We start from the raw sequence: 22,544 nt of genomic DNA, 5'->3' as shown, positions 1-22,544 counted from the left end.
GCCACGTATTGTTGCTTCGATTATGTTCAAGGAGCATGATTTGTTGGTTGACTTGGATCAAGCGAACTCAGGTTCCCCATGGCACCCCGGACACAACCGTTGAACCAGGAAATTTCTCTGACCGTCATTAAGACGGCTTGTTCCAATTGTAACCTGCGCGAGCTATGCCTGCCTTTCGGGCTGAGCATCGAAGAGCTTGAGCGGCTGGACGATCTGGTGTCGACCCGCCGTCGCATCAAGCGCGGTGACCACCTGTACCGTGCCGGCGAAGCTTTCGATGCCATCTACGCCATCCGCAGCGGCTTCTTCAAGACCGACGTGCTGCTCGAAGACGGCCGCGACCAGGTGACCGGATTCCAGATGGCCGGCGAGTTGCTCGGCCTCGACGGCATCAGCACCGAACACCATACCTGCAATGCCATCGCCCTGGAAGACAGCGAGATCTGCGCTATTCCGTTCTCCCGCCTGGAAGGCCTGTCGCGGGAAATCCACACCCTGCAGCACCACTTCCACAAAGTCATGAGCCGCGAGATCGTCCGCGACCACGGCGTGATGATGCTGCTCGGCACCATGCGCGCCGAAGAGCGGCTGGCCGCCTTCCTGCTCAACCTGTCGCAGCGCTTCACCGCCCGCGGCTTCTCGCATGCCGAGTTCTACCTGCGCATGACGCGCGAGGAAATCGGCAGCTATCTCGGCCTCAAGCTGGAAACGGTATCCCGCGCCTTCTCCAAGTTCCAGGAAGAAGGCTACATCGCCGTCCAGCAAAAACACATCCGGATTTTGAACGTCAACGGCCTCAAGGCCCTGATGAGTCACCAGCGCTGATCGGCGCCCTGATTCACCAAGATCACCACCGCAATTTGGCCAGCCTTGCCGCCCGCTCGACCAGCCGGCCGAGCAGCGCGCCGGCCTGTACCTTGGCCGACGATTCGTCGCCCGGGGCGCGATAAGCCATGACAACGACCGAAGGATTCGCCTTCGTCACGTAGAAAGCAATGGCCAGCGGACAGAAGACAATCTGCCCGGCATCCTCACCCACCATCTGACGCGCTAGGCCGGCACTGCAGAACTGAACAATTTCGGCCTCCTGATAGGGACTGGCTTGCCCCGTCCGCTCCAGCATTTGACTGAAAGGCAAGGCGTTGCCGACAACCAGGCCTTCGCCTTCGATGGCCTCGTATAGCGCCTCCCGCGCCGAGCGGAAATCGCTGCCATCGACTAACTGCTTGACCACCTCGCCCTCGGCACGAACCGAACCGCAAGCCAGGAGCAGGCACACCAACCGAAAAAAGGGCACCCCGAGGGGTGCCCTGAACAGATGCGAGGAAAACATCTGACGCAAGAAAAACTGACGGATGCTTGATCGCAATCAGTAGTTTTCTAACTGCTCAGGCAATTAGAAAGAGTGCTTGATACCAATGTCGACGCCGTGAACACCAACGCTGGTACCCGAGTTGTTACCCATCGGATTGATCAGATAGGCGGCATTACGCTCATTGTGGATATGAGCGTAATCAGCATACAGTTCCGTACGCTTGGACAGGGCGTAACGAGCACCAACAGACCACTTGCTGGCATCGGCATCGGAGAGGATCTTGTCCTGAACTTTGCCGTAGCTGGCGAGGACCTTGGTCGCACCAAACGGCACGGTCACACCCAATTGCCAATTGCGGCGGTCATATTCCTGGCTCGGCGTACCGGCGGTGCCGCCCAAGTTAAGACCTGCCGGGGCGCGGCCACCAATCAGGGAATTCGGATCACCCTTGATCACATCATACAGACCAGAAACCTTGACCACACCGAAGTCATAGGAGGCGCCAGCGGTAGCAACATACAGTCGACTGTCAGAAATACCGACTGCCTTGGTGGTTTCATAGTCGAGATCGACGCTCAACGGGCCGTTTGCATAAACCAGGTTGATGGAGTAGAGGCGATCGTCACCATCATTGCCGCCACCGCTCGGGCTACGGAGCGCGCGGAAGCCGCCTTCGTTAACCTGAGTGTTGGTGGCATGAGCCAGGATCAGGGTGAAACCGGCAAAGCTCGGCGAAATGTAGGCGACCGCGTTGGCGGCGCGGTCATACTGGGTGGTCATCGAAGCGAAGTTGCCAACCGAATAGTTACCAGCCGGGGTATATTTGCCGTAGATGCCATAACGCAGGCCGTCCAGATAGCCGGCAACAGCGGTACCGAAACCGCCGGTCAGGCCGACATACTGATGGCCAGCTTGTGCCAGGCCGGTGTTGGTATCGGCATTGATGCGATATTGCAGGTCAAAAACGGCTTTCAGGCCATTCCCCAGGTCTTCAACGCCCTTGAAGCCGATGCTGCTCTGTGCAGAGTTGCCCTGAATGTCGTTCTGCCCCTTGGTAGTCGGGACCGCACCATTGGCACCGCCGCGATGCAAATACCCCATATCCACAGTACCGTAAATCGTAACGTTGGACTGGGCAAGTGCTGCACCAGAGGTCATGGCGGCAATGGCCAGCGCGATTACTTTCTTCTGCATTGAACTTCTCCTTAGACGTCTTTTGTGAATAAACCCTAGCGACCGTACACAGCACGGACGAATCCCCCTCGGCCATCACGGAGGATGACATGGAACACTACTGCTTGCGAAGCTCGTGCCAGGTCGGAAAAATCCTGCAAAATATTTGCCAATTGACCGTTTGACGGGCTTTTGCGTGGTTTTAACAATACCCGCCGAGGAGCCCGCCACCAAATTGTTCGCTCCATTATTGGACAGCAACGACGATTTATTGAGCAAAAACGCAACACATGAGCATGGAACTGGAAAACAAAAAAAACCCGGCACGGGCCGGGTTTTTTTGGGAGGGGAAACAACTCAGAATGCGTAACGGGCGCTTACACCTGCCAGCCAATTGCGACCCGGCGCCGACTCGTAGAAGCGATTGTTGCTGTCGCCGACGATGACCGAACCAACGTACTGGCGATCAAAGACGTTGTCGAGGCGGACAAAGCTGCGCAGGCTGAGCGGGCCGTACTGGCGGTCGACACCGACGCGCAGATTGGCGATGGCGTAGCCGGGTGCTGCCTGGCGAACGTTATTGTCCTCGACATAGACCTTGTCGCGGACGATGCCCTCGACGGCAGCATGGAATCCGCTCGGCTTGTGCCTCCAGGCCAGTTCGCCAAACAGGTTGTGGGCGGCGATACCGGGTAGCCGGCTGCCGGCCGTGACGACTCCGCCTGAGCTTGAGAAGTTCTCGGCATAGTGCGCGTCGAGGAAGGTGTAGGCGAGACGACTGCTTACCTGCTCGCCCCAGCGACTGTCGAGCGCCACTTCCACGCCTTGCCGCTCGGTCTTGCCGGCGTTCTGGTAGGCCGTGCGGCCGCCGGTGCTGGACAGGACGACCAGTTCGTCCTGCGTCTTGATCTCGAACAGTGCCACATCCAGACGGTTGTTCGCACCGAGCAGGGCCTTGGCGCCGACTTCATAGTGCGTGCTGGTTGCCGGCTTCAGCGAGAAGTTGAAGGCGCCGCCACCGCTCGAATAGAACATCTCGTTGAAGGTCGGCGCCTCGAAGCCGCGGGCGGCGCTGGCGTAAACATTCAAGGCGTCGGTCACCCGATACATCGCCGCGACGGTCGGGGTGGTCTTGTCGTAGCTGACGCGACCGCTATCGTCGCCATTGACGCCGCTGCGATAACGATCATCCACCCGGAAGGCGATGTGGCTGTGGCGCAAGCCGCCGCTGAATGTCCAGCGATCCCCCTGCCATTCCGCCTGGGCGTACTGGTCGAAGGTAGCGACACGATCTTCCTCGTTGCGGCGCAGGCGGCCGGTGATGCCGCAGATGTTGGCAACGCAGTTGGCCGGCGCACCGCTGCCGACAAAGTTTTCATAGCCCTGGCGATCATCGGTCGCCTGCTCGTAGTCGAAGCCGATATTGGTTGTCAGGCGGCCGCCGGCCAACCCGAAGCGACCGGTCCACCGGCCGGACAAGCCGGCGAAATCACGATCGAAATCGATCACGCCACCGGACTGGCGAGCCGACGAAGTTTGGGTGGAGATCGGAATGGACTGGTACTGCGTCGTCGACCGCTGGCCGGCATAGGCCGAGACCTGCACGGTTTGGTCGCCGAAGCGATGTTCGTAGGTCAGGCCGCCTTGCGTATGGTCGATGCTCTTGCGGGTATCGAACATCAATGCCGGGTAATTGCCCGACGTATCCCGCGCCACGCCTTTCGGATTGGCCCTGAATTCGGACCACTGCAGACCTTGGGGATCCTGCGCATCCTGGCGGAAGGTGTTGGCAATGAAGGTCAGCTTGCCGTCCTGGCTGGGCCGGAAGGTCAGCTTGACCATGGTCTGGTCGCGCTCCGCAGCGCTGTGGTCGCGGTAGCCGTCGGTGGCGAAACGCGAGGCGTCGATCACGTAGCCGACGCCGCCGACCTCGCCCTGGGCGCTGAGGTCGGTTTTCCAGGTGCCGTAACTGCCGGCGGCAAAATTTCCTTCGACAGTCGGCGCGCCTTTACCGTCCGGCGTGAACATCTGGATCACGCCCCCGGCATGGTTGCCGTACATGGCCGACATCGGGCCGCGCATGACCTCGATGCGCTCGGCGCGGTCGAGGTTGAAGGAAGCAACCTGCCCCTGGCCGTCCGGCATCGAGGCCGGAATGCCGTCAGCGACCAGGCGGATGCCGCGTACGCCGAAGGCCGAACGGGCACCAAAGCCGCGCGAGGAAATCTGCAAATCCTGCGCGTAGTTCTGGCGGTTCTGGACCGTCACGCCGGGCACCGAAGCCAGCGCTTCCGAAGCATTGACGCGGGCCTGATCGGCACCGATACGCGCCGCATCGACCACGTCGATGGCGGCCGGAAGGTCGAAGGTGTTGTGCTCGACGCGGCTGCCGGTCACGACGACCGCGTCGAGGCTCACCACGGCATCTGCCATGGCCAGCCCGGGAAAGGTGGCGGCCAGCAGTGCGACCATCCGGCTGGGCCGGGCGATGCGATTCGGAAGTTGGGTTGTCATTTTGTCTCCTGTATTTTTTCGGCAAGCTCGCCGTTACCCCGGGTCGATTATCCGGATCGCCTCAACCTCGCGCCTCCAAATGATCTCCCGAGTAGCCTACAGAAAATCATGAGACGGTGTAGAAACGGGCTGCGGACCAATTTCCAGGCCCGAATGAAAAAATGGCCCCGGAATCGCTTCCGGGGCCTAACCGAGTTGCTGCAGAGAGAGACGGTGGCCGTCAGGCGTAGGTGGGAGCGAAGCTGTCCTGCGGATTGGCGGCAGGGCCTTTTTCGCCCCAGTAGGGCGACAGCTTGCGCAATTGGGCGATGATCGGCGGTACGGCGGCGATGACGCGGTCAATCTCTTCCTCGGTGTTGTAGACCGACAGCGAGAAACGGATCGTGCCGTGGGCGGCGGTATAGGGAATGCCCATGGCGCGCATGACATGCGACGGTTCGAGCGAGCCGGAGGTGCAGGCCGAGCCGGAGCTGGCGGCGATGCCCAGCTTGTTCAACAGGAGCAGGATGGCCTCGCCCTCGATGTATTCGAAAGCGATGTTGCTGGTATTGGGCAGACGGTTGCCGCCGGCGCCGGCATCGCCAGTGGCGAAGCAGTGGCTGATCTGGCTGAGCAGGCCCTGCTCCAGCTTGTCGCGCAGGCGCTTGACCATGGTGTTCTCGGCCTCAATGTGCTGCAGGGCCAACTCACAGGCCATGCCGAGGCCGACGATGGACGCCGAGTTCTCGGTGCCGGCGCGCCGGCCGCGCTCCTGGTGGCCGCCACGCAGCAGCGGGCGGAAGCGGCAGCCGCGGCGCAGGTAGAGCACGCCGATGCCCTTGGGTGCATGCAGCTTGTGGCCGGACAGCGACAGCATGTCGATCTTGGTGCTCTTCAGGTCGATAGGAATCTTGCCCACGGCCTGCACGGCGTCGGTGTGGAACATGATGCCCTTGGCCGAGGCCAGCTCGGCCATTTCGGCGACCGGGAAGATGGTGCCCGTCTCGTTGTTGGCCCACATCGCCGAGACGATGGCGACGCGGTCGTTCAACAGGGATTTGTATTCGTCCAGGTCGATCCGGCCCTTCTTGTCCACCTTGAGTTTATGGACGATGTAGCCCTCCTTCTCCAGCCATTCGCACAGGGTCAGGATGGCCGGGTGCTCGACGTTGGTGGTGATCACCGTGTTGCGGTCGGGCTGGGCCTTGAGCGCGGAGAGGATGGCAGTCGAGTCGGATTCGGTGCCGCAGGAGGTGAAGATGATTTCCGAATCGTGCTCGGCGCCGAGCAGCGCCTGCAGCTGGCTGCGCGCCTTCTTCAGCGCCTTGCCGACTTCGCTGCCGAAGGCGTGGATCGACGAGGCATTGCCGAAGTGCTCGGTGAAAAACGGCAGCATGGCTTCGACCACGGCGGGATCGACCCGCGTCGTGGCGTTGTTGTCCAGGTAGATCGGTTTCGTTTCCATGGCGCGGTCCTCGGATTCTCTGTTGTGACGGGGGTGTTCGACTCAGGCCTCTACGGGCATGTGCGACGACGGCAGGACCTGGACCAGTTCGCCCAGCGTCTCGATCATCTTCTGCTGGATGCCGCCCAGGGTGGCCGCTTCCATCATGCAGCCCGAGCACGCGCCCTTCAGATGCACATAAATCTTCTTGCCCTGCACGTCGGCCAGCTCGACGTCGCCGTGGTCGCGCTGCAGCATCGGGCGGACCGACTCCAGCACTTCCTGGATCTTGGCGATCTTCTCGACGATCGACAGCTTCTTGCTTGGCGGCTTCGGTGCCTCCGGCGTCGCCGGACAGGCCGGCGGCGGCGACACTTCGCCGGGGCCGGCGCGCTCGGCCTTGATCTGGGCGAGGATTTCCTCGATGCCCTCGTGGCAGGCCGCGCAACCGCCGCCGGCCTTGGTGTAGAAGGTCACTTCCTCGACGGTATTGAGGTTGTTGGCCTTGACCACATCCTCGATCATCACGGCGTCGATGGCGAAGCACTTGCAGATCAGGGCGCCCTCTTCATGGTCGTCCGACCACTCCTCGCCGCGGTAGTTGGCGATGGCCGCCTGCAGGGCTTCGCGGCCCATCACCGAGCAGTGCATCTTTTCCGGCGGCAGGCCGTCGAGGTAGTCGGCGATGTTCTGGTTGGAGACTTCCAGCGCCTGATCCAGCGTCATGCCCTTGATGATCTCGGTCAGCGCCGAAGAAGAGGCGATCGCCGAGCCGCAGCCGAAGGTCTGGAAATGTGCGTCCTCGATGATCTCGGTTGCCGGATCGACCTTGAGCATCAGGCGAAGGGCGTCGCCGCACTGGATGGAACCGACGTCGCCGATGCCGTTGGCCTCTTCAAGCGGGCCGGAGTTGCGCGGGTTGAAGAAGTGTTCGCGGACCTTGTCTGAGTATTCCCACATGGCGTGCGCTCCTTAGACCGAGAAGGAAGAGCCGCAGGAACACTGCGAACTGGCATTCGGGTTGTCGAACTTGAAGCCGGTGTGGGTCAGCGTATCGACAAAATCGACGGTGACGTTGTCGATCATCGGAAAGGTCATCGGGTCGACCAGCAGCTTGACGCCCTCGACTTCCAGTTCCCAGTCGTCGTCGGCCTTTTCGGCTTCCAGCTTCATACCGTACTGCAGGCCGGAGCAGCCGCCACCGGAGATCATCAGGCGCAGACCGGCGACCGGCGTTTCGGAGCCACGGATGAAGCGCTGGACGGCTTTCACGGCGGCGGGGGTCAGATTGATCATGTCGGTTCTCCCAAGGGTTGATGCCCTCTTCTCGCAAAGGGCATGCCACGCGGCAAAGCAGAGATAAACCTATTTTTTTCAATGGCTTGGCAACACCTCCGGCTTTGTCATGTTTGCGACAAAGGCCATGGAAGCCGCCTTTTGTCGGATTCCCACGCTACTGCGACAAGGGAACCTGCGGCCCGCCTCCGTAGTCATAGCCCCCGTTAAAATGCAGACAGGACAAGCATTTCGGAGATCGACAGCCGGCGAGGCCGACGTGTCGGCCGTTTCCGACAGGCACCGGGTACGGAACCTGCACCACCAAGGCAACCGATGGACAAACGCACGAACGGGAAACGAGCATGACCAGCATCTGGGAAAGAAGCTTTGCCGAATTTGCCGGGCCGGGCATCCATCACCCGTCCGATACGATGCGGGTGGACGATGACGAGGCAGCGACGATCCTGGCCGATCTGGCGGCCCGTGAACAGGTGCCGACCATATTGCGGCCGATCGGCTGCAACCGCAGTTACGCCGTCGGCCACGTCGCCGGCACACCGCACTCGCTGCTGCTCGCCGACAAGCGCATCGTCGGCTTCTACGCCGGCTCCTACCTGTGGATCGCCCGAGCGCACCGTGGGCGCGGCCTGTCGATTCCGCTCATCCTGGCCGCAGCCGAGCACCGCGGCGGCACCGTGTTGCCGCCGGGCGTCGTGGTGCAGGGCTTCACCCGCCGCGGCTTGCGCGCCCACCGGGCCGCGCACCGCCTGGCGGTGCGCTCCGCTCTCGCCGCCGGCCTGCCCGTTCCATCGTCGGTAATCGCCGAACTGGACGGCAGCACCGACGACTGAACCCCGGTGCCTATCCGGCCAGGCACTCCCGCAAACGGGGCGTCGCCCAATCGACGAAGGCGCGGATACGTGGCGACAGCAGCCGGCTGTGCGGGTATGCCAGGCTGACCGACACCGGTTCCGGCTCCCAGTCGCGCAGGATGCGCACCAGTTGGCCGCTGGCCTCCAACTCCCTGACCTGATAGCCGAGGAAATAGCCGCAACCGAGTCCCTTGCGGCAGGCATCGAGGGCGACATCGACCTGGTTGGCGGCAAAGGTGTCGGCGATGGCGACCTTCTGCGTTTCGCCGCCCCGGGCAAAGAACCAGTCGCTGCCGTTGCCCATGCCGGTAAAGCGGACGGTGCGATGCTCGGCCAGGTCGGCCGGGCGTTGCGGCACGCCCTGGCGGGCCAGGTAGTCCGGGCTGGCGCAGACGACGCGGCCGGTGGTGCCCAACGGAATGGCGACCAGCGACGAGTCGGGCAGCGGCCCGATGCGAATGGCCAGATCGATGCCCTCCTCGAGCAAGTCGATGACCCGGTCGAGCAAGAGCAGCCGGGCCCGCATTTCCGGATAGGCGACGAGGAAATCGGTAACCACTGGCGCCACGTGCAGGCGGCCGAAGGTCACCGGGGCGGTGATGGCCAGCCGGCCGCTCGGCGTGAGCTGGCGGTCGCTCAAGGCATTTTCGGCTTCTTCGAGATCGGCCAGCAGGTGGCGGCAGCGCTCGAAATATTCGCGGCCTTCGTCGGTCAGCGCGATGCGCCGGGTGGTCCGGTTGAGCAGGCGGACGCCCAGCCCCTGCTCCAGCGCGGCCAGGGTGCGCACCACGGCGGTCAGCGAAATGCCGAGGCGCTCCGCCGCGCCGGTCAAGCTGCCGGCTTCGACGATATGCACAAACGCGCTCATGGCCTTGAACTTGTCCATGCCGCGATATTAATCCGGTTTTAGCAGCAATCAAATGCGATCCAGTCTATTTATTGCACTCCATGAATGCCGCAACATGGCTCCATCATCTGACTCTTCGCAAGGAGGAGCCCACCATGTCCCGCCACTTTGCCCATCTCGCCTTTACGCCCGGCGTACGCGCCGAGCAGCGCCGCTACAACGGCCAGGAAGCGCCGGTGACGGCCGCAGGCGAAATACCGGAACTGGAAGACGGAGAGCGCGCCTTCATCGCCGCCCGCAACAGTTTTTACCTGGCCACCGTCAATTCGGACGGCTGGCCGCATGTCCAGCATCGCGGCGGGGCAACTGGTTTTCTCAAGGTGCTCGAGCCGTCGCTGCTGGCCTTTGCCGACTATGGCGGCAACCGGCAGTTCGTCAGCGTCGGCAACCTGATGGAGAACTCGAAAGCCGCGCTGATCCTGGTCGATTACCCGCATCGCCGGCGCCTCAAAATCCTCGGCACCATCGCGGTCTGCCCGGCCGCCGAGGCCGACCCGGCCGTGCTGAGCGCCGTCTCTGACCCCGGCGCGCCGGTTGCCGAACGGGTCATGCTCGTCCGCGTCGCCGCTTTCGACTGGAACTGCTCGAAATTCATCACCCCGCGTTACACCTTGGACGAACTGGCCGAACGCGGCTTCACGTCATGAAAACCCCACCCAAGCAAAGGAGCCACCCATGAAACTGTATGACCTGTCCTTGTCCGGCAACTGCTACAAAGTCCGTCTGTTTGCCGCGCTGGCCGGCATTCCGCTGGATATCGTCGCCGTAGATTTCCTGGCCGGCGAACACAAGCGCCCGCCGCTGATTGACCTCAACCCGTGGGGCGAAATCCCCATCCTCGAAGACGGCGAGGTGGTGCTGCGCGACTCTCAGGCCATCCTAGTCTATCTCGCCCGCCGCTATGCCGGCGAGACCTGGCTGCCCGGCGACGCCACCGGCATGGCAACAGTCATGCAGTGGCTGTCCACGTCGGCCAACGAAATCCAGAATGGCCCCGGCGCCGCCCGCCTGGTGGACAAATTCGGCTACCAACTCGACAAGGCCGACACCCTGCGCCGTTCCGCCCGCATTCTGCCGCTCATCGACGCCCACCTGTCGCGCCACGCCTGGCTGGCCCTGGAACGCCCGACCATCGCCGACTGCGCGGTTTTCCCCTACGTCGCCCTGGCGCCGGAAGGTGGCGTCTCGCTGTCCGATTTCCCGCACATCCGGCAATGGATCGAGCGGATCAAGGCCTTGCCCGGCTTCGTGCCGATGCCCGGCATCTAGCCCAGCACGTGCTCGTAGGCCCGGCGCAGCAACTGGCGCTCGACGTCGCTCAGGTGCCGGGACTCGGTCATCGCGATGAAGCGGCCGTTGCTCCGCTCGGCCGCAGCGAACGGCGGGTCGGTGGCGGAAAAGGCGGCGAGCAGGACCGGCACGTCGCCTTCCGGCGTATCGACCCAGGCGGCAAACTCGGCTTCCGGTTCGATGGCGCCCTCCGGCAAGCCGAGATGGACTTCCGCCTCGCGCACTACGGCGGTCGGGTGGAACTGCACGGTCGGCGAGTAATCCTCGTCGCGCAGCGCGGCCAGCGCCGGCAGCGGGCCGAAGGCGAGAATGCCGGCGCTGAAGCACAGGAAGCGAACGCGGCCGCTCGTCTTCTGTTTGTGCAGCAGGATCAGGCGAGGCAAAACTGGCATGACTTAGCGGGCGTATTCGGCTGCGACGGCCTCGCCGCGCAGCTTGTCCGCATTGCCCCAGACCTGCACAGTGTCGATGTAACGCTCCGCATCGCTCGGCGACGGCAGCAGAACCTGGTACTCGGCAAAGACGCGGCCGTCCGGAAAGAAGCTGGCCTTGCCGAAGCGCGCCCCGCCGCGCCAGTAGGCCACGACACTAGTTTCCTGCGAGAACGGGTCGACCGCTTCCTCGAAGCTGGCGGCCGCCCATACCGGCTCCGGGCCGATCGACAAACCGAGTTTTTCGACCTGGCCGCGCAGGGCGGTGCAGACCGCCTCGCCGAAAGCCTGATCGGGCCGCTGCGTCATGGTCTTCAGGCCGGTGCGTACGTGTAGCAGCTCTTCGGACAGACCCGGCCGCAGGAGCCGCAGCCGATGCAGTCCAGCGGATTGGCCAGCGACATGACCATCATGTTGTCGTCGTCGCTGTCGTCGTCATCCTCCAGCTCACGCTCTACCAGATCGAGCACGTTGCGCGGGCAGACCTTATAGCAGCGGCCGCAGCCGATGCACTTGGCCTGGTCGAGGTTGGTGGCGAATTGCGGCGTCCATTCGACGCCGCCGCGGGTGAGGCCGGTAATCATGCAGGTTGTCCTTTCTGGGCGGCGCTCAGCCTGGCATGGGCGTCGGCCCAGGCCTGGCAGGCGTCGAAGGTGGATTGGGCGAGGCCGGGAATCTCCTGGTAGGCCGCCGGCAGGCGGTCTTCCACGAGGTCGTGCATCTGGGAAGCCCATTCGGAAGCGATGCGCTTCAGCTTCTTCACTTCCTTGTCGAGGGCGGCGATTTCATCGTCGGACATGGTGCCTCCGGAGGAATTACAAGCCGGCGACCGCCGGGTACTGGCCGATGCGTTCGAGCGCAACGCCGAGAATCTTGTCGGCCTCGTCCTTCATCTTGGACAGGCTGGCGAAGCCGAAGCGGTGCACGTCGCGCAGTGTGCGGTCGACAGCGACCAGCTTGCCGACGGTGATCAGGGCGCGGCCGAAGCCTTCGTGCGTGAGGTGCACCAGCGGCACGGCGAGAAGCTTGCATTCCTTCTCGATCAACACGGCGACGGCGTTGTAGAAGGCCTTGACGCGGGAAATGGTCTCGTCGTCCGGATCGCCGATGAGCGGGATTTCCGCCTTGCGCTCCTTGGTCAGCACGTAGGGATCGAGAATCTTTTCGACGCTCCAGCCCTGGTAGGTGCCGTAGGTGTCGAGGGCGCGCATCTGGCGGGCCATCTCCTTGACGAAATCGGTTTCCAGGATGGGATCGGCGGCGATGGCTTCAGTCATGGTAGTGCTCCTTGGGGAATGGGGTGGATGGGTTGGCAAGCGGTTTCAATTGGGGCGCCGGCGTCAGGCCGGGCACCAGCCCGATGACGATCCGGGCGACGGCCAGCGCACCGAGAAAGCCGGCGATGGCGCCGAGCGCCGTGCTGCCGTCACTGCCTTCCAGACAGGCTCCCAGCCAGGCGCCGACGAGCATGGCGAAGGCGGGAAACAGGTAGCCGAGCAGCGCCGGCAGGGTCAGCCCGCTTTCCGGCAGGCCGATCAGCACGAAGTCGCCGGCCTTGATGTCGGCGGAGACGGGAATGGTCAGCAGCGTGGCCGGGCGGCCGGCGGCCATCTTGCCGACGCCGCACGCACTGCCTTGGGCGCAGGAGGGACAGCCGGCCGTTTCCACGGCGACCAGCGCCACGCCATCGTCGACGCGCTGCACGACGCCGCGGTGTTCGATCAGGGGCGCGCCCATCAGCCTTCCCAGCCTTCCTCGGCCATCGACGCGAAACGGTCTTCCGACTTGGCCTTGGTCTGGGCGGCGATGGCGCGGTCGATCCAGGCGACGCCGCCCTCGGTCATCGCCTTCGAGATGTCGAGCAGCAGGTCGTCGATGGCATCGACCTCGTCGACACGGATCGGCTGGATGCCCTTGGCCATCAGCTTCTTGATCGCCGAGCCGCCGATGGCCATGACGTACACCGCCGCGCAGCCGTCGAGGAAATCGACCTTGGCGCCCAGCTTGTCCTCGTTGCCGTCCATCGCCTCCTCGGCGAATTCGGCGACGCCGACCAGGGTGGCCCGCTCGGGCGTCACCTCGAAGACGGCGAAACCCTCGGCGGCGCCGAAATGCTGGTTGACCCGGGTGCGGTCCGTCGACGCGAAGGCGACCTTGATCACGGCTTCCGGCTCCTGCCTAATGGACCAGACCAGCTGCAGCCGACGCGAGGACATGTTGCTTGCCGACTCCAGCGTCGCGGTCGTCGGCCCAGTAGATTGAGCGATAAGGTTCGAGTTCATGATGTTGCCCCAGCATGAGATTGGCGAGATCGAACAAGGCCTGCCGCGTGCCGCGGTAGCCCACCCAGGTGCGGGCATAACCGCCCACGAGGTCGTACTGCGGGAAACCGGTGCGCAGGAGCGGCAGCCCCAGGCGGCTGGCCGTTTCGGCGGCATGCGAGTTCGCCATGACCAGTTGCGCCTCCCCTGCCCTGGCCTCCTTCTCCATGTCTTCCAGATCGCCGACGATGACTTTGGCGATCGGCAGGCCGGCCAGGCTGTCGTGCTTGTGCGGGCTGACTGCACTGACGATCTCGGCGCCCATGCCGGTTAGGAAACGGACCTGCATGCCGAGCAGATCGGGGTCGGCGGCCAGCGCGATGCGGGCGAAGCCGATCATGAAATGGCTGTCCACCATGGCGTCCTGCAACTGGGCGCGCTGGCGTTCGATGCGGGCCGGCACCGGATTGCCGGAAATGTCCGCCAGCGCCTGGGTGAAGGCATCGCAATCGTCGAGGCCCATCAGGCCGGCGAAACGGTAATCGGGCACGGCGGTCAGTTTGTGCAATACGTCGGCCGCCTTGTTGAGCGAGGGGCCGACCACCAGCGTCGCCGCCGACTCGCCCATGATCTCGATTTCCGAGCGCGGCGTGCCGCCGATGGTCAGCGACGAGGTTTCCGCCTCGACCAGATGGCCGTCCAGCGAATCGCCGATATCGGGCACGACGATGGGGCGCAGGCCGAAAGCCTCGACCCACTCCTTGATCGCCTCGATGTCGCCCGGCGTCAGCATGGCCGAGGCCAGCACATTGACCTGCTTCGGCCGCTTGCCGGCGCTCCGGCTTTCCGGCACCAGCGTGGCGATCAGTGATTCGATGGCCAGCGCGTAGCCGCTTTCCAGGCAGCCGACGTAATCCGGCGTATTGACCGGGACCACGGCGACATGGGCGAATTCCGGGTGGGCGACGCGAAAATCCTTGACCGCCCGATGGATGTCGGTGCCCTGCGTTTCGGACAGGCCGGTGGTGACCAGGCCGATGATGTCCGGCTTGCTCTTGTCGGACAGCGTACGCAGCGCCTCGATGATGTTCTCGTCGGCGCCCATGATGGTCGACACCTGATCCATGGCAGTCGTCTGCAACGGGATCGGCTCGCGGAAATGGCGCACGAAGAAGACCTTGCCGAACGCCGTGCACCCCTGCGAGCCGTGCATCAGCGGCAGGCTCTTGGCCAGGCCGAGAAAAGCGAGCGAAGCGCCAATAGGCTGGCTGACCTTGAGCGGATTGACCGCCAGCGCCTTCTTGGATTGGATGATTTCAGCCATGTGGACATCGCCCCGTTGAGATTGCTTAGCTCATAGCAAGGAGCGAGCCACAATTATTTACTCATAAAATCAATAGCATAATGATTTTTTGTCTGTCACAAACACGACAAATGCGTGATCAACGCGCTGCCGCACTCACGCGCCGCATCATCCGTAGCATCGAGATGAAGTAACAAGTTCGGAGGCTGCCCGAGGCCCTGATTTACAAAGGCTGTGTAGAAATGATTACTTGCCAGCAACGCGGCCATGTTTCCGAAAAGGCAGCAAACCCCGCGAAACACCCCGAGCAAGCGCCCAATCGGCGCTCCCGGCTACTGATTGTTGGACAATGCCCGCACTTGCTGCGCCAATCCCTCGTCTTCGGCGATCAGTTTGGCGTAGCGCTCCACTGCGTCAGCGGCGCTCGCCTGATGTTTGAAATCCCGCAACAACCGCGTCCGATCTTCAATGGCGCGCAGTACCTGTGAGAAAGCCATGTCGATTTGCTCGGTAATCAATCCGAATAGCGTCTGCGGGGAATAGGCATGGCCCACATGGCAGCGGTAGCGGACAAGGGACTGTTCGGCAAGCTGGATCAGGGTGCCATTACATTCCGGACAGGTATACCGGGACAACGGCCCTAACTGCAGCTCGCCTTCATTCAAGGCATCTTCATTCATGGCAATGCGGGTTTCAATTTCCATAATCGGCGAAGCTTGGATTTCGGTTTCGGGCAGCGTTTCGGCAGAAAACCTGGCAATGGCCGCCGGCATGTCCAAGATGGGCAGAACGGCGTCGGCAGCCACGTGGCGCAGCGCACTCTCCGGCATCGATGAAAAGACGGCCTCGGACGGCGACTGGACGATGGCGATTCCGCCGCGATCCTTGACTGCCCACAAACCTGCCGTCCCGTCGTCAAGGGTCCCGGTCAGGATGATGCCGATGACGCGCGGACCAAAGTTGAACGCCGCCGAACGAAACAGCGCATCGATGGCCGGACGCGTACGGTTCTCCTTGGGACCGCGGGTAATCCGCAGGCGATTTTTGTCGAAAAGCAAATGACGGTCTGGCACCGCCACGCACACCTTCCCCCTCACGATCGGCGCTCCATCACTGGCGTCGACCACGGGGAACGCAGTTGCCCGGGCGAGAATGGCGGCAAGCTCGCTACGTTGGTAGGGGGCATGTGCAACACCACAAACACCGCTACCGGCAAATCGGGCGAAAGACCGCCGAGCAGTCGCTGCAAGGCCTCCACCCCGCCGGCCGAGGCGCCGATCACGACGACATCACGGTGTGCCATGGCAGCCTCCTGAACAAGCGGGCGGTCGCCGGGCCGCCGTCATTGGCGACCGACCTCGGCCGCAACCCGCCTGCACGCCGTCTGCATTCCTGCTGATCCGTTGCATCAACCTTCTCCTCGTTGCGATCTACGCAGCACTGGCGTGCAATCGCGATGCCCGCCTCCCCACGTCGCCCATCCCGTCACTGGCTGATTGCATCGGCCTGGCGGCTACCCACCCATGCAGGACACGTCCGACAGTGAATTCAGCAGCGTCCGACAGCCCCGGAACGGCGCGACGCCTACGATGAAAACCAGTTCAGGCGCTTCCTCCCGGAAGCGTGGCCAGCAGGAGCCGCAAGCTGAGCTAAGGACGTTTCCAACTGTTCAACCATAGGAGTCAACACCATGACACGCCAAACCATCGCCACCTTGATTCTCCTCGCCGCGGTTCCGTTTGCCGCATCGGCAGCGGACAACATGGGCCGCACTACCGGCCAGTCGGCCTCCACACAAGGCGACATGTCCCAGTTCAAGCAACTGGACAAGAACAACGACGGCCAGATCAGCCAGAGTGAAGCCAAGGCCTCGCCAGGCCTGTCCCGCCGTTTCTCGTCGGTCGACACCGACCACGACAAGCAGATTTCCACCGCGGAATGGCAAACCGACCAGCAACAACGCGGCGCCGCCGGCGTCAGCGGCGAAACCCGCGACCAGGGCCAGATGGGCGGACAACAATCACCGAGTACCCCCCAAAACTCCGGTTCGGAGAGCAACAGGACTTACTGAGGCAATATCTGCCAGCCGGCTTGGCGGTCGTCTCCACCGCCAAGCCGGCATTCATGTCAGGCATCGGCGCCATTGCGCACCGCCGATGACTCGGCTGCGCCATGCGGCCGTATGAAGAAGCGCTTCGCCAACTACCATGCAGCCCTCCTAGGCGGAAACGCTGAGGGCGCGGCCAAAATGGCCCGGCGACTGGGCTAGTCGGCTTACTTCCTATTTCAATATCCTCGCCGCCAATAGCCATCGCAGGCTTGGGGCTTTTTAGTATCTATGCCGGCATAGTTGGGCAAGGAAATAACCACCGACCCTGTGCGACGACTTGATGCTCCACCGTGACAACAAACGCCGCTATAAATGGTGTTTTGATTTTGTCGTCCAACGCCATACTGTAGCCGACCGTCAGCTGAATTCTCACATCGGATTTCATAGCAAAGGTTCGCACATGCAGAATGATGAACAGGAAATAAGACAGCTCGTTTCAGCCTGGATGGCGGCGAGCAAGGCGGTTGACATCGAGACCATCCTGTCGTTGATGGCCGACGATGTCGTCTTTCTCGTGACTGGCCAGCCGCCCATGCGAAAAGCCGACTTTGCCGCGGCCGCACAGGCGCAGACCGGTGCAGATGCACCGAAGTTCGACGGATCAAGTGAGATTCACGAAATCAAGATTTTGGGGGACTGGGCATTCATGTGGCAGACGCTGAGGGTCGTGATCACTCCGCCCGGCGCTCCATCCATAACCCGCGCCGGCCACACGCTGACGATTCTCAAGCGACAGAACGGAAAATGGGTTCTGGCACGCGATGCCAACATGCTGGCTCCGGGGTCCAAATGACGCCCAAGCTCCCATTCGCGAAGAAACGCCGGTACGCTGCGCTTGCCCGCGGCCTCTATGGCTGCGCCATTCCGGCCGTTCGTCACCTCAAGCATTAGCACTCATATCCCAATGCCACCGATTCTCCAAGCAAACGACTCGAAAACACTTGAATCGGTGCGTCAGGCATTTCAGGACTGCCTACGTCCCGCGCACTTCACCGACTATCAGCATTGCGAGGAATGCGCCGAGCACAATCAAACACTTGCTTCTCGGACTCCTGATTCCGTTACGCTGCAGGAGGTTGGAAATCCGGGCTGGGATCCGATCTGCTTTGTTTCTCCGGAAGGGTTCCGCTACTACCTGCCCGGTTTGGCCCGACTGGTCGTCGAGAGCCCGCCGGATGGCCATAGCTGGTACGCCGCTCAATTCTTCTGGCATCTCATCTCGGACGGCCCGTCGAATGTGCGGGTCATGGGATGCTCCGCCGCCCAGCGCAAGGCTGTAGCAGCCTTCGTCCGCCACATCATAGAAACGCGAGCCGAACAATTGGACCAGGAATGCCTTGCCGACGATGCCATCCGCGCATGGGAAATCTGGAATGACGAAATATCGGAATAACAAAATGGACTGCACATCATGACCACTCCCCCCGTTCTCATCCTTCCCGGTCTGGGCGACTCGGGGCCGGCGCATTGGCAGAGCATCTGGGAAGCGTCCGGGCCGTCCTTCCGGCGGGTGGTCCAGCGAGACTGGGATCACCCACAGTTGGCAGAGTGGGTGGCGACACTCCAGCAACACGTCGCCGCCTGTGAAACACCGCCTGTTCTGGTGGCCCACAGCCTGGCCTGCAGTCTTGTCGCCCATTGGTCCAGGGAATTCGGCCAGCACGCCCGGGGCGCATTGCTGGTATCTCCGTCCGACGTGGAATCGCCCTCGCATACGCCGCCCGAGGTGCGCGGCTTCAGCCCGGTGCCGAACATGCGCTTTCCCTTCCCCAGTACGGTCGTGGCAAGTACCGATGATCCGTATGTCGATATCGGGCGCGCCGAGCATTTTGCGCAGTGCTGGGGCAGCCGCTTTGTGGTCATCCCCGGGGCCGGGCACATCAACGCCGAATCCGGGCTTGGCGCATGGCCGGAGGGAATGGCGTTGCTGCAGGAATTGCTGCGCGGCAATCAGGACAAGTAGTTCGCCGATGCCCCACACGGCGAACGACAGCCAACGGCGCGGACGGTTCGCGCCGTTGGTATTTCTGCCGACAGCCTAGACGCGGAAGCGGGAAACGGCGGCTTCGAGCTGGTCCGATACCGAAGCCAGGCGATGCGCCGTATCGGCCACTGAAGCGACGGCGGCGGAGTTTTCCTCGGACATCACGGCGATGGATTCGACATTGCGGGCGAGTTCCGTCGATGTGGCCCGCTGCTCGTGCAGCGCATCCGAAATGCCGGCGATCGCTTCGCGCGCCGTTTCGGTTGCGGTCTGGATACCGGCCATCGACGCGCTCGCGCTGTGGGCGACATCGACCACTTCGCCGACCACCTCACGGCTCGCCTGCATGCTGTGTACCGCCCCGGCAACACCGTTCTGGATATTGGCGATCACCGAACTGATTTCCTGCACCGATTGCGTCGTGCGCTCGGCCAGCTTGCGCACCTCGTCGGCAACGACGGCGAAGCCGCGCCCCTGCTCGCCGGCCCGTGCCGCTTCGATGGCAGCATTGAGCGCCAGCAGGTTGGTCTGGTCCGCCACATCGCGAATCACTGTGGTGATATTGCCGATTTGATGCACCTGCTCGGATAGCACCTGGATTTGCTGGGCCGTTTCCTCGACGCGCTCGGCGACGCGACCGATCTGCCGGGTCGCGTTGTCGACACCGCGGGCACTTTCGATGGCGGCCGTGCCGGCATCATGCGCCCGGGCATTGGCGTCCTGGGCCCCGGTGCCGACGTGGTCGATGGAGACTGTCAATTGCTCGACTGCAGCGGCAGCCGATGCGGTGGCGCTCGACTGGCTTTGCGTACTGACCGACACCTGCTGGGCCGCCGTCGACAATTGCGCGGCCGACGCCACCAGCGAATTCGTGCTGCCGGCGATCTGCGACACCGTCACCGCCAGATCGCTGCGCATCTTTTCCATGGTGCGCATCAGCATGCCCAGCTCATCACTGCCCTGCGACACCGAACCACCGCCCGTCAGATCGCCGCCGGCCACCCGCTCCGCCAAGCGGTTCGCTTCACCTAGACGGGAAACGATGCTGCCGCGAATCTGCAGCGTCAGACCGCCGACCACCAGCAACGCAAGGAGTACGACCACAATGCCGGTGATCGTTGCTGTCTGCTTGGTTGCCAGGCCTTCCTCAGCCGACTGACGGCCCATTTTTTCGTTGTAGCGCATGTGCGCCTGCAGGGCATCGTTGAAGTGTTCGGCCTTGCCCACATTCTGGGTCAGCAGCTTGAGCGCCTCGTCGTTCTGGTTGTGGCTCGACGCCTCCAGCACCTGGCGCGTCCCGGCCATGTAGTCGGCAAAGGTACGTTTTTCCTCTTCGAGCAGGCGACGATCTTCATCATTGGCTAGCAGTGCCTCGTAACTCTTCAAGGCCTTATCCACCTGTTCTGCTGCTTCGAAGGCCTTTTTTTCGATGTCGGCCATCACCTTGGGGTCGGTATTGAGCACGTGGCGATAAACCCGGACCCGGACATGAGCGAATTCATTCAGGGCGTGGTCGAGAACCAGCAAGCTGGGAACGATGTTTTCGTTCGCGTAATTGGCAGACTGATACACCTTGTTCATCTGCTGCAGATTGACCAGGGTCATGACAAGCAGCGCTGCCAGCGATGCGATGAGCAAAAGAATCAGGCGACGGGCGATGGACATTTAGGGGTCTCCGTGGGCGATATCCGTTTGATTTTTATGTTTTCAAGTCAGGGAGTCGCCGGCGGTGGCCTTGACCCCAAACTATCCTGAAGGATATATAACTTTCGACATATTTCAAACTTTTTATTGCCAAGCAGACCGACTTGCCCCGCTATGCACTCAACACGCTACCCGGCCCCTTGCCTGCCGCCCACGGCGTCGGCCGGCGCACCGCTTCCCACACCGGGCTTTCCATCGACAGCGCCAATTGGCGGGCGAGTTCGACCATGCCGTCGTAGCCGGCGTAGCCGAATTCGCGCTCCTGGTTGATGTCGAGGAAGGGAATGCGCGCCTTCAGCGCCGTGTAGAGGTTGCGGCCACCGGCGATCAGGATGTCGGCCTTGTACTCGTGGTAGGTCGACAACAGTGCCTTGGGGCTGCCGTCGTCGATCATCTTGGTGTCTTCGCCCATCAGTTCGCGGATGCGGGCCTTGTCCTCTTCCGTCGATTTCTTGGTGCCGGTGGCGACCACCTTCATGCCCAGGTCCTGCAGGGCCGAGACGATGGACCACGATTTGACGCCGCCGGTGTAGAGCAGAACACGCTTGTCCTTGAGGCGCCGGCGCCACGGTTCGAGGGCGGCATGCGACTTGGCTTCCTCGCGGGCGATGACGGCTTCGGTGCGCGCCGTCAGGTCGGGGTCGTCGATCAGGCGGGCGAAATCGCGCAGGGCGGCGGAGACGTCCGCCACGCCGTAGAAACTGCCTTCGAAGAACGGGATGCCGAAACTGTCTTCCATCTTGCGCGCCACGTTGAGCAGAGCCTTGGCGCAGACCACCATGTTCACCTTTGCCCGGTGCATGGTCTGCACCTCGTTGAAGCGCGAATCGCCGGATAGCGTGCACAGGATGCGCAGGCCGAGTTCGTCGAACAGCGGCGCGACATGCCAGAACTCGCCGGCGATGTTGTATTCGCCGATCAGGTTCACGTCGTAGGTCGGCAGGCCGTCGGCGCGCTGCTTGGCCGGTTCCGGCTCGCGGGTGCCGATGACGTGCTTGAACATGGCCTCGCCGGCCAACCGGTTGCCGAGATTTTTGGTGCCGTAGAAGCCGGCCGCATCGACCGGCACGGTCGGCACGCCCCAGCGCTCGGTGGCCGCCTTGCAGACGGCGCCGACGTCGTCGCCGATCAGCGCGGTGACGCAGGTGTTGTAGACGAAGACCGCCTTCGGCGCATAGCTGTCGATGGCCTGCTTGATGGCGTGGAACAGCCGCTTCTCGCCGCGCCCCATGACCACGTCGGTTTCCGACAGGTCGGTGGTCATGCCGATCTTGTACAGCGTGACGCCGGACGAGCGCGTGCCCCGGTTGTCCCACGACGACCCGGCACAGGCGATGGGCCCGTGCACGATGTGGGCAACGTCGGCGATGGGCAGCAGCGCGATCTGCGCGCCGTCGAAGGAACAGCCGCCGGCAGTGGCCCCCGGCTTGGGCTTGGCGCAGCCCGACTTTTCCTTCTTGTTGTGGCTACAGGCCGGCTCGTCGAGCAGGGCCTGGATATCGCTGGCTTTCATGGCGTTCTCCAATGATCTGGAGACGATTCAGCGAAATGCGTGCCAAACGTATGTCGTTGATTTTACAGACTGCTGCGTTGTCGCAAATCCGACAATGGCTGCTGTAAACGGTCATTCCCGCGCCCCACAGGGACTTCCGTTGGTCGCAAGCGGGAATCCAGGATGGGAGAGGGTCATCGCTGGACTCCCGCCGCCGCGCCCCGCAGGAAGTACCCTTGGGGAGCGGGAATGAGCATTGCGGGGAGTGGCTTCTGCCCTACCCCATCGCCTTGAGATGCTGAATGATCTCCCCGGCCATAGGCTGGGCATCGCCATACAGCATCCGGCAGTTGTCGGTATAGAACAGTGCATTCTCGACGCCGGAGTAACCGGTGCCTTTCCCGCGCTTGATCACGATCACGTTCTGCGCCATGTCGGCGTTCAGAATCGGCATACCGTAGATCGGGCTCGCCTTGTCGGTGCGGGC

Annotated in this window: 29 protein-coding genes; 9 read left to right on the top strand and 20 right to left on the bottom strand. The window is 62.8% G+C overall.

The features are described 5' to 3' along the window. The first annotated feature begins 78 nt into the window (after positions 1 to 78). Complete coding sequence (gene fnr, locus LZ012_RS18910; RefSeq protein WP_420839555.1) at positions 79 to 825, top strand: fumarate/nitrate reduction transcriptional regulator Fnr; 747 nt, start codon at positions 79 to 81, stop codon at positions 823 to 825. Positions 826 to 847: 22 nt separating this feature from the next. Here fnr and LZ012_RS18905 read toward each other — a convergent pair whose 3' ends face one another. The 6 genes from LZ012_RS18905 to LZ012_RS18880 form a co-directional block, all read right to left on the bottom strand. Beyond that, positions 848 to 1,234 carry a DUF302 domain-containing protein gene (locus tag LZ012_RS18905; RefSeq protein ID WP_275712521.1) on the bottom strand — a complete coding sequence of 129 codons (387 nt, stop codon included), beginning with the start codon at positions 1,232 to 1,234 and terminating at the stop codon, positions 848 to 850. A gap of 162 nt (positions 1,235 to 1,396) precedes the next feature. Then, positions 1,397 to 2,509, bottom strand: coding sequence for a porin (locus LZ012_RS18900; RefSeq protein WP_275712520.1), 1,113 nt, complete (start codon positions 2,507 to 2,509; stop codon positions 1,397 to 1,399). Between the two features lie 336 nt (positions 2,510 to 2,845). After that, positions 2,846 to 5,002 carry a TonB-dependent receptor family protein gene (locus LZ012_RS18895; protein ID WP_275712518.1) on the bottom strand — a complete coding sequence of 719 codons (2,157 nt, stop codon included), beginning with the start codon at positions 5,000 to 5,002 and terminating at the stop codon, positions 2,846 to 2,848. Between the two features lie 220 nt (positions 5,003 to 5,222). Next, positions 5,223 to 6,446 carry a cysteine desulfurase NifS gene (nifS, locus tag LZ012_RS18890; protein ID WP_275712517.1) on the bottom strand — a complete coding sequence of 408 codons (1,224 nt, stop codon included), beginning with the start codon at positions 6,444 to 6,446 and terminating at the stop codon, positions 5,223 to 5,225. 42 nt (positions 6,447 to 6,488) lie between these two features. Then, positions 6,489 to 7,385, bottom strand: coding sequence for a Fe-S cluster assembly protein NifU (gene nifU / locus LZ012_RS18885; protein WP_275712516.1), 897 nt, complete (start codon positions 7,383 to 7,385; stop codon positions 6,489 to 6,491). Between the two features lie 12 nt (positions 7,386 to 7,397). Continuing rightward, positions 7,398 to 7,721, bottom strand: coding sequence for a HesB/IscA family protein (locus tag LZ012_RS18880; protein ID WP_275712515.1), 324 nt, complete (start codon positions 7,719 to 7,721; stop codon positions 7,398 to 7,400). Between the two features lie 344 nt (positions 7,722 to 8,065). Here LZ012_RS18880 and LZ012_RS18875 point away from each other — a divergent pair, with 344 nt between their 5' ends. Further along, the gene (locus LZ012_RS18875; RefSeq protein WP_275712514.1) at positions 8,066 to 8,554 is read left to right on the top strand and encodes a hypothetical protein; all 489 of its coding nucleotides are present in this window, start codon (positions 8,066 to 8,068) and stop codon (positions 8,552 to 8,554) included. A gap of 10 nt (positions 8,555 to 8,564) precedes the next feature. Here the strand turns inward: LZ012_RS18875 and LZ012_RS18870 are convergent, their stop codons facing one another. Then, a complete protein-coding gene (locus LZ012_RS18870) occupies positions 8,565 to 9,461 on the bottom strand; it encodes a LysR family transcriptional regulator (protein ID WP_275712513.1) in 897 nt (298 codons plus the stop codon). Positions 9,462 to 9,577: 116 nt separating this feature from the next. Between LZ012_RS18870 and LZ012_RS18865 the strand changes: the two genes are divergently transcribed. Beyond that, positions 9,578 to 10,129 (top strand): pyridoxamine 5'-phosphate oxidase family protein, encoded by a 552-nt coding sequence (locus LZ012_RS18865; protein WP_275712512.1) that lies wholly within the window; start codon positions 9,578 to 9,580, stop codon positions 10,127 to 10,129. Between the two features lie 28 nt (positions 10,130 to 10,157). Further along, entirely contained in the window at positions 10,158 to 10,751 is a 594-nt protein-coding gene (locus LZ012_RS18860; protein WP_275712511.1) for a glutathione S-transferase family protein, read from the top strand. On the opposite strand, the gene LZ012_RS18855 is transcribed toward LZ012_RS18860, so the two are convergent. From LZ012_RS18855 to LZ012_RS19825, 10 genes are all read right to left on the bottom strand, one after another. Then, positions 10,748 to 11,164 carry a hypothetical protein gene (locus LZ012_RS18855; protein WP_275712510.1) on the bottom strand — a complete coding sequence of 139 codons (417 nt, stop codon included), beginning with the start codon at positions 11,162 to 11,164 and terminating at the stop codon, positions 10,748 to 10,750. The two genes, LZ012_RS18860 and LZ012_RS18855, sit on opposite strands and share 4 nt — an antisense overlap. Positions 11,165 to 11,167: 3 nt before the next feature. Continuing rightward, entirely contained in the window at positions 11,168 to 11,512 is a 345-nt protein-coding gene (locus LZ012_RS18850; protein ID WP_275712509.1) for a hypothetical protein, read from the bottom strand. A 5-nt stretch (positions 11,513 to 11,517) separates the two neighbouring features. Further along, positions 11,518 to 11,787: a ferredoxin III, nif-specific gene (gene fdxB, locus LZ012_RS18845; protein WP_275712507.1), complete on the bottom strand. Its 270-nt coding sequence runs from the start codon at positions 11,785 to 11,787 to the stop codon at positions 11,518 to 11,520. Further along, positions 11,784 to 12,002 carry a CCE_0567 family metalloprotein gene (locus LZ012_RS18840; protein ID WP_275712506.1) on the bottom strand — a complete coding sequence of 73 codons (219 nt, stop codon included), beginning with the start codon at positions 12,000 to 12,002 and terminating at the stop codon, positions 11,784 to 11,786. The genes fdxB and LZ012_RS18840 overlap by 4 nt, the downstream gene beginning before the upstream one ends. A 16-nt stretch (positions 12,003 to 12,018) precedes the next feature. After that, positions 12,019 to 12,480: a NifX-associated nitrogen fixation protein gene (locus tag LZ012_RS18835; protein ID WP_275712504.1), complete on the bottom strand. Its 462-nt coding sequence runs from the start codon at positions 12,478 to 12,480 to the stop codon at positions 12,019 to 12,021. After that, the gene (locus LZ012_RS18830; protein WP_275712503.1) at positions 12,473 to 12,940 is read right to left on the bottom strand and encodes a SoxR reducing system RseC family protein; all 468 of its coding nucleotides are present in this window, start codon (positions 12,938 to 12,940) and stop codon (positions 12,473 to 12,475) included. The genes LZ012_RS18835 and LZ012_RS18830 overlap by 8 nt, the downstream gene beginning before the upstream one ends. Further along, positions 12,940 to 13,419 carry a NifB/NifX family molybdenum-iron cluster-binding protein gene (locus tag LZ012_RS18825; RefSeq protein WP_275712501.1) on the bottom strand — a complete coding sequence of 160 codons (480 nt, stop codon included), beginning with the start codon at positions 13,417 to 13,419 and terminating at the stop codon, positions 12,940 to 12,942. Before LZ012_RS18825 ends, LZ012_RS18830 begins: the two co-directional genes overlap by 1 nt. Next, on the bottom strand, positions 13,382 to 14,788 hold the full coding sequence (gene nifN / locus LZ012_RS18820; protein ID WP_275712500.1) for a nitrogenase iron-molybdenum cofactor biosynthesis protein NifN: 1,407 nt from the start codon (positions 14,786 to 14,788) through the stop codon (positions 13,382 to 13,384). The genes LZ012_RS18825 and nifN overlap by 38 nt, the downstream gene beginning before the upstream one ends. Before the next feature lie 311 nt (positions 14,789 to 15,099). Next, the gene (locus LZ012_RS18815) at positions 15,100 to 15,921 is read right to left on the bottom strand and encodes a chemotaxis protein CheB (RefSeq protein WP_275712584.1); all 822 of its coding nucleotides are present in this window, start codon (positions 15,919 to 15,921) and stop codon (positions 15,100 to 15,102) included. Next, complete coding sequence (locus LZ012_RS19825) at positions 15,861 to 16,025, bottom strand: chemotaxis protein CheB (RefSeq protein ID WP_420839556.1); 165 nt, start codon at positions 16,023 to 16,025, stop codon at positions 15,861 to 15,863. Before LZ012_RS19825 ends, LZ012_RS18815 begins: the two co-directional genes overlap by 61 nt. Here LZ012_RS19825 and LZ012_RS18810 point away from each other — a divergent pair. From LZ012_RS18810 to LZ012_RS18790, 5 genes are all read left to right on the top strand, one after another. Beyond that, positions 15,954 to 16,166 (top strand): hypothetical protein, encoded by a 213-nt coding sequence (locus LZ012_RS18810; RefSeq protein WP_275712499.1) that lies wholly within the window; start codon positions 15,954 to 15,956, stop codon positions 16,164 to 16,166. The genes LZ012_RS19825 and LZ012_RS18810 overlap by 72 nt on opposite strands. A 291-nt stretch (positions 16,167 to 16,457) precedes the next feature. Beyond that, positions 16,458 to 16,838, top strand: a complete 381-nt coding sequence (locus tag LZ012_RS18805; RefSeq protein WP_275712497.1) for a hypothetical protein — start codon at positions 16,458 to 16,460, stop codon at positions 16,836 to 16,838. Between the two features lie 319 nt (positions 16,839 to 17,157). Then, the gene (locus tag LZ012_RS18800) at positions 17,158 to 17,670 is read left to right on the top strand and encodes a YybH family protein (protein ID WP_275712496.1); all 513 of its coding nucleotides are present in this window, start codon (positions 17,158 to 17,160) and stop codon (positions 17,668 to 17,670) included. 111 nt (positions 17,671 to 17,781) lie between these two features. Further along, positions 17,782 to 18,270 carry a DUF6714 family protein gene (locus tag LZ012_RS18795; RefSeq protein ID WP_275712495.1) on the top strand — a complete coding sequence of 163 codons (489 nt, stop codon included), beginning with the start codon at positions 17,782 to 17,784 and terminating at the stop codon, positions 18,268 to 18,270. 18 nt (positions 18,271 to 18,288) lie between these two features. Then, the gene (locus tag LZ012_RS18790) at positions 18,289 to 18,840 is read left to right on the top strand and encodes an RBBP9/YdeN family alpha/beta hydrolase (protein WP_275712494.1); all 552 of its coding nucleotides are present in this window, start codon (positions 18,289 to 18,291) and stop codon (positions 18,838 to 18,840) included. Between the two features lie 75 nt (positions 18,841 to 18,915). On the opposite strand, the gene LZ012_RS18785 is transcribed toward LZ012_RS18790, so the two are convergent. The 3 genes from LZ012_RS18785 to LZ012_RS18775 all read right to left on the bottom strand — a co-directional run. Then, the gene (locus LZ012_RS18785) at positions 18,916 to 20,526 is read right to left on the bottom strand and encodes a methyl-accepting chemotaxis protein (protein WP_275712493.1); all 1,611 of its coding nucleotides are present in this window, start codon (positions 20,524 to 20,526) and stop codon (positions 18,916 to 18,918) included. 151 nt (positions 20,527 to 20,677) lie between these two features. Next, the gene (nifE, locus tag LZ012_RS18780) at positions 20,678 to 22,078 is read right to left on the bottom strand and encodes a nitrogenase iron-molybdenum cofactor biosynthesis protein NifE (protein ID WP_275712492.1); all 1,401 of its coding nucleotides are present in this window, start codon (positions 22,076 to 22,078) and stop codon (positions 20,678 to 20,680) included. 256 nt (positions 22,079 to 22,334) lie between these two features. Continuing rightward, a partial coding sequence (locus tag LZ012_RS18775) for an NAD(P)(+) transhydrogenase (Re/Si-specific) subunit beta (RefSeq protein WP_275712491.1) occupies positions 22,335 to 22,544 on the bottom strand: 210 nt, incomplete at its 5' end.

The sequence above is a fragment of the Dechloromonas hankyongensis genome, from assembly GCF_022012295.1.
GTDB lineage: Bacteria > Pseudomonadota > Gammaproteobacteria > Burkholderiales > Rhodocyclaceae > Azonexus > Azonexus hankyongensis.
This window is presented reverse-complemented; position numbering and strand designations above follow the sequence as displayed.